This is a genomic window from Mesorhizobium kowhaii (assembly GCF_042431665.1).
In the GTDB taxonomy this organism is placed as follows: Bacteria; Pseudomonadota; Alphaproteobacteria; order Rhizobiales; family Rhizobiaceae; genus Mesorhizobium; species Mesorhizobium kowhaii.
Map to the genome: position 1 here is coordinate 1 of NZ_JBHLYT010000084.1, position 4,807 is coordinate 4,807.

At 59.4% G+C, this 4,807-nt stretch carries 7 protein-coding genes and 1 pseudogene; 5 read left to right on the forward strand and 3 right to left on the reverse strand.

What is annotated here, in order from left to right; all coding sequences use genetic code 11:
• On the forward strand, positions 1-401 hold a 401-nt coding region (locus ACFFNA_RS34510), incomplete at its 5' end, for a hypothetical protein (RefSeq protein ID WP_378924367.1).
• Positions 402-405: 4 nt separating this feature from the next.
• Here ACFFNA_RS34510 and ACFFNA_RS34515 read toward each other — a convergent pair.
• Positions 406-537, reverse strand: a complete 132-nt coding sequence (locus ACFFNA_RS34515; protein ID WP_446685989.1) for a hypothetical protein — start codon at positions 535-537, stop codon at positions 406-408.
• A gap of 439 nt (positions 538-976) precedes the next feature.
• On the opposite strand from ACFFNA_RS34515, the gene ACFFNA_RS34520 reads away from it, so the two are divergent.
• Positions 977-1,621 carry a peroxiredoxin-like family protein gene (locus ACFFNA_RS34520; protein WP_006206655.1) on the forward strand — a complete coding sequence of 215 codons (645 nt, stop codon included), beginning with the start codon at positions 977-979 and terminating at the stop codon, positions 1,619-1,621.
• A gap of 478 nt (positions 1,622-2,099) precedes the next feature.
• Here the strand turns inward: ACFFNA_RS34520 and ACFFNA_RS34525 are convergent, their stop codons facing one another.
• Complete coding sequence (locus ACFFNA_RS34525; protein ID WP_111544945.1) at positions 2,100-2,945, reverse strand: FkbM family methyltransferase; 846 nt, start codon at positions 2,943-2,945, stop codon at positions 2,100-2,102.
• 135 nt (positions 2,946-3,080) lie between these two features.
• Here ACFFNA_RS34525 and ACFFNA_RS34530 point away from each other — a divergent pair, with 135 nt between their 5' ends.
• Positions 3,081-3,251 carry a hypothetical protein gene (locus ACFFNA_RS34530; protein WP_378924368.1) on the forward strand — a complete coding sequence of 57 codons (171 nt, stop codon included), beginning with the start codon at positions 3,081-3,083 and terminating at the stop codon, positions 3,249-3,251.
• Between the two features lie 441 nt (positions 3,252-3,692).
• On the opposite strand, the gene ACFFNA_RS34535 is transcribed toward ACFFNA_RS34530, so the two are convergent.
• Positions 3,693-4,031 carry a c-type cytochrome gene (locus tag ACFFNA_RS34535; protein WP_378924369.1) on the reverse strand — a complete coding sequence of 113 codons (339 nt, stop codon included), beginning with the start codon at positions 4,029-4,031 and terminating at the stop codon, positions 3,693-3,695.
• A gap of 374 nt (positions 4,032-4,405) precedes the next feature.
• On the opposite strand from ACFFNA_RS34535, the gene ACFFNA_RS34540 reads away from it, so the two are divergent.
• Positions 4,406-4,678 (forward strand): hypothetical protein, encoded by a 273-nt coding sequence (locus ACFFNA_RS34540; protein WP_378924370.1) that lies wholly within the window; start codon positions 4,406-4,408, stop codon positions 4,676-4,678.
• 1 nt (position 4,679) lies between these two features.
• A pseudogene (locus tag ACFFNA_RS34545) lies at positions 4,680-4,807 on the forward strand (ABC transporter substrate-binding protein); the annotation flags it as partial.

Here is a 4,807-nt window from a genome sequence, read left to right on the forward strand (position 1 = left end):
TCAACCTCAACGACCAAAACCGAAGCCACTTCCCGCCATCAGCCCGGGCCGAACCGCTTTGCCGCCCCACAGGTCTCGGAAATGCCGTAGTTCGAGGTGCCCAGCTTGCAGCGCTCAGCCCATTAGCGTATCCTAATTTATTGCACCGATATTGTGAAGCAACAAGGGGAGAGAGGGCTATGGGGAAGCATCTGTGGCTAGGCTTGGCGCTAGCATGCTCGGGAATACTTTTGAGCAGCATGACCGCCGAGGCAAAAGCTTTCAAAAACTTCCAAGGCAAAGAGTGCAGACCCGACTACAAACGGCTTTGCCCGATGACACCAATCGGCAAATGTGATCTTCAAAGCATGATCGATCAGCTATCCCCCGCATGCAAAGCTTTCGTCGAGAAGCACAAATAGGGAGTCAATCCTCCTCGCGGAAATCCTGCAGCGAGGCGTGCCGCAAGTCTTCCTCGCCGCGGAGGTGCTTTACGCGGCCGATCAGCCCCGGCTTGACCCATTGCGTCGCCGCGCGCGCCTCGCCTGCGTGACGCATCCAAGGCCATATGCAGTCGGATCTCATTCCGATTTGCTGCGGGAGTGGCTGGAAACGAACGCCTATCTGCCGGTCCGATCGATGAGGAAAGCGAGACGGACGGCAGGGCTTAAGCCAACGCTTCCCCGATCACACCATAGGGTCTGGCGGGCCGCCTGCTAGATTGTTCGGGCGGCTGAAGCCCGGCCTCTTCGCACGGATGAGACGACCCACTGTTTACCCGCGCGGCGCTCGTGGCGGTCTCGCGAAACGAGCGACCCGCAGATGCTTTTTTCGTGTTACGATGGCGTTGCAACGCGTAATCTCGACCTTGGCAAATATGGCAGAGGCCGAACGGTATTTTGCCCTGGCGCAGGAAGTTCTGCGCCCCCAGCACGGCTCAGCTACGAGCGCTGGGTGCGCTGCCTTTTCTTGATTGGTCCGGGCGAGGAGGTTGTCCATGTCCACGAGTAGTGTCGACCGCCCGCTGCAGCCGGGCGACCGGGCACCGAATATTGTGCTCGACGCGATCTCCCGCGACGGCAAGATCGCGCTCACTGATTTTCGCGGTCGAAGCCCGTTGTTGATCGGTTTGTTTCGAGGCCTGCACTGTGCGTTCTGTCGGCGCAATGTCGCGGCAATGGCGCAACTCGAGCCGGCCCTGCGTGAGAGAGGCGTCGAATGCCTGGCGGTGGTCAATACGCCGGTCGAGAGGGCGCGGCTCTATTTCCGTTACCACCCGGCGCCCGATCTTCTCGCCGCGTCGGACCCCGAGCGGGCCTCACACCGTGCTTTCGGCTTGCGCGAGGTCGGGATGGACGAGGTCATGGGGATCCGGATCCATCTCCCGGGCGAGTTGCCCGAGCCTATGGACCCCATGGCAATGGACGAGTTCCTCAACAAGAAGGAGGGATATGAAATTACGGAAGCCGATCAGCGGATGATGGCTTCCGCTAAGGAGTTGCTTGTCGGTCAGTTCCTCATCGACCGAGGGGGCATTGTACGCTGGAGCTTCACCGAAGGTCTGGAGGATGGCCCCGATATTACGTTCAAGACACCGAACCCCGAGGAACTGATGTCGGCAGCTTCACAAGTTGCACATTAATCGGCGGCGGAAATAGGCTGCTGGAAACTGACCCTCACCCCGGCTTTTTTGTCTGGGGAGGGGCCGTGGCCGCTGACGAAAGCGCGGCCGCTCCCCCGACGCTCCCCGCGACCGGTCCAGCGTCGGCAAGACGCCAGCATTAAACAGGGTTTGCGGCCGATCACCCTAACCTTAGCTGGAGTATGCTGCCCCTAAATAGCCGTCCAGGCGAGACGTCGCGCGATCGGAGTTGCCAAGCTCGGTCCGCTGGCTCGCGCGGCCTCGCGTAACTTCGGCGGCAAGTCATACAGTCGGCCGAGAGCCCCGATCCGGCCTGCAATTTCTTGCCGAGCGTGTCTTCGACAAATGGATATTTCATGGTCATGGGTAATGGCGATCTCCGTTGAAGGGCTCGCCGCAACGAAGGATCGTATTCCTGATCAGGATGCCTCTGACAAGCAACGGGGTGGAAAAACCTAATTCTGCGCAAAACGCGCTGCTATTGCGCTGACTTGGCTGTCCTTCGTCCTGGCGGTCGCCGTGAAGCCGCTTCAGGTGCTAGAAGTTCCGACGATATGAATATCAGGTTCTCGCCGTTCACCAGACTGTCGATGCTCCTTCCGCCAAACAACGAGTACACGAAAGTGAGGCAGCCTCGGCCGGGAAACATAAAGTCGTGCGGTTCGACGATAATGCACGGCACATCCTTGAGGACCTTGCCGCAGTCACGCGTTGCCTCCAGTTCCGCGCCTTCAATATCCATCTTCAGCATCAACAATTTTGTCCTGGGCAATTTGGCAAGAAGGCCCGGCAAGGTGACCGACGGAACACCTCGCCCGTCTGATACGGCCCGTGCCCACGAAGGTCGCTCGCTGTTGACAAGTGCAACCTCACCGTCGTGGCTCCAGAGTGCGCCGTAGACAGGCATGATCTGCTCTAGACCGGCGCAGTTCGATATCAACACTTCATAAGCTTGGCGGTCCGGCTCGATAGCTATCACTATGGCATCAGGATACTGGTCTCCAAGGAAAATCGACGAGTAGCCAACATTCGCGCCCGCATCCACGACAACGGGTATGAACTCCCTTTGCCTCCATGCTGTCGCGAGCCGGTTAAGCGCGCTTTGGCCTGCTTTTCCGATTTCATATTCGCAATGCCCAAAAACCTGGGAGATGACAAACAAGTCGCTGTCGGTAGGCCTGATCAGCAATTCATGATTGCCACAGCGAACTTTCATCGCCGGTCCGATCCCCAGCGCGCGGCGAAGCAGTACCGAGACTGATTTCTTCCACCCGATGGCCCGCACGAGGCCATCGATATGATAGAGCTTCGAGTAGTAGCTCAATTCTCAATCCTCGACGCCGAGGGGCGCAGCAACGCCCGGTAGCGGGTATTGAAGCGGTCGCCGTCGGCTGCGATTCAATTAGCATGCGCTAAAATGGTTCCGGAACATTTTAGACGAATTGAAAGTTCAATGGTCATGACGAAGCTATCCGACCTCGGGCCGCCCATCCACGGCAAGCGCCACTGCGGCGACCATTCCGACGAACAGGACAATTTCTATTCCTGTCCAATCTGCGGCCAGTTGGTCGACATGCGCGATCTGCGGCAAGTCATCTGGGCCACTGAGGAAGAAATCGATGCTCGCTAAGAGAACCGCGATTGCTCTGCTCTCCTGCCTGGCCATTTCGGGCTGCGGTATGGCCAAAGCTGCGAGGGAAACCGGGCAGACGTTCGACAAGTATGGATGCCTTGCTCGTGACTTCAAAGGCCAGCCCCCCTGCGAACCTGACAATGCCGCAGCGCCCTGACGGGGGAGTCGGTGCCGGGCGGCATCCATCCTCGCGTCGATCAGAGATTGGAACGTCCAGCCCTTGCCCATGCGGCCGATATAGCTCGGTGCCTGGAGCCTCGCCAGACCGCACGGTTGAGGCGTATAATTCGCCAGCCGGCACTCTCCTTCGCCGGTTAGGCCCAGTGGTCAACCCCAGCAGCCCCCCGCCCTTGGCCGCTGGGCCGCTGGCAGCCTCGCGAAGTTGATGCGCCGCCCGGTCAGTCCGCTCGGCCTGACATCGCCGGCCTTGGTTACTTGTCACTGCGGAACTTCGACGGAAATCGTGATCGCGGCATAGTAAGCCGCAACATTGGCGATGTCTTCATCGTTCAGTTTCTTGACGACCAACGACATCATATAACTCTTGCGCTCTCCGGCCTTGTAAGCCATCAGCGAGTGGACGAGATAGTCGTACTTCTGCCCGGCGAGATTGGGCGCTTCGCCACCGGCGGGCAGAGCTCTGCCGAGGCCCTCCTTGCCGTGGCACCCTTGGCATTTCACTATGACTTTCTGACCGGCGATGCTGTCGCCCGCTGCCTGCGCAAATGACGAGGTGACCACGAGGGCAGCCAGGCCAAGGACGAGTTTCTTGATCATCGAAGTCCTCCCCTCGGTTAAGAGTGATCTATTAGATCGGACGACAAGGCACCCTACACCCGGCGAGACGGCGTAGCGAATCTTCCATGGTCGAAGATCGGAAATTCAAACTGCCGATAGCCCCGCCAGCGCGCGTTCTTGCCGGCCGCTCTCCTACAGCGGAGATGCGCCTTGCGCGTCCCTGGCGCCTCTCGCTGGCCTGAATTAGCGGGCCGCAGCGACAGTGTCACCTGCTGTTGAAAATTTGTGTCCCGGAAGGTAGCTTTTTGTCGTGGGCACATGTGCTCTGCGCGGCCGGGACGCTCCCATGGGATTCGACAACAACCCGACAAATACCGCATCATCGGCAACTTGGGCAGCGGAGGGGACTTTCCATGGCAGGATTTCCAGAGGGACATGATCGGCTTTGCGCCATCGAATGGCTGGTCCAGAGGTTGGCCGTCGAGCACTGCTTGCGCACGGCTAACCCATTTGCCGCGGCTGAAAAGCTGAAAGCCGCCGGGGACGAGTACGGCATGCTGATCATGACAAGCGCCATCAACACCGGCATCGCCGAACAAGGCTTAACGGGAGTGGAAATCAGTGCCGCGATCGCGACCCTGGTGGAACACATCCCCGACGATGTCCGGGAGGCGTTAGGCGCCTAGCATCGACCTGTTCAACGAGTTTCTTGCCACGCAGGGCCTTTTCGGCCTGCCGGGCGGCAACACCGGCGTGCAGATGGGTGGCTGGTTCCGCAAGGAGATCAACACCGTCGCCGACCTGTCCGGCCTCAA